Annotated in this window: 1 protein-coding gene; it reads left to right on the top strand. The window is 65.2% G+C overall.

Going from position 1 to position 276, the window contains the following annotated elements; all coding sequences use genetic code 11:
- Positions 1–276: hypothetical protein (locus SB751_RS30060; protein ID WP_410749030.1), on the top strand; the 276-nt coding region annotated here is incomplete at both ends.

Raw genomic sequence — 276 nt, 5'->3', positions numbered from 1 at the left:
GCGCGTGAAGCGCTATTCGTACCGCAACAAGGTCGAGCAGTTGCAGATCGAGTCGATCTCGCAGGCCGCCGCGAATCAGCGCGCGGGCCGTTGCGGGCGCGTCGCCGACGGCGTGTGCATCCGGCTTTACGAAGAGTCCGATTTCGTCGCGCGGCCGCGTTTTTCCGATCCGGAAATTCTGCGCTCGTCGCTGGCGGCCGTGATTCTGCGCATGAAGTCGCTGCATCTCACGGCGATCGAAACCTTCCCGTTTATCGAGCCGCCGCCGGGCCGCGC

The organism is Cupriavidus sp. SIMBA_020, from assembly GCF_046535395.1.
GTDB lineage: Bacteria > Pseudomonadota > Gammaproteobacteria > Burkholderiales > Burkholderiaceae > Cupriavidus > Cupriavidus campinensis.
The sequence above is the reverse complement of the archived record's forward strand: the minus strand, read 5'-3'. Positions and strand labels throughout refer to the sequence as shown.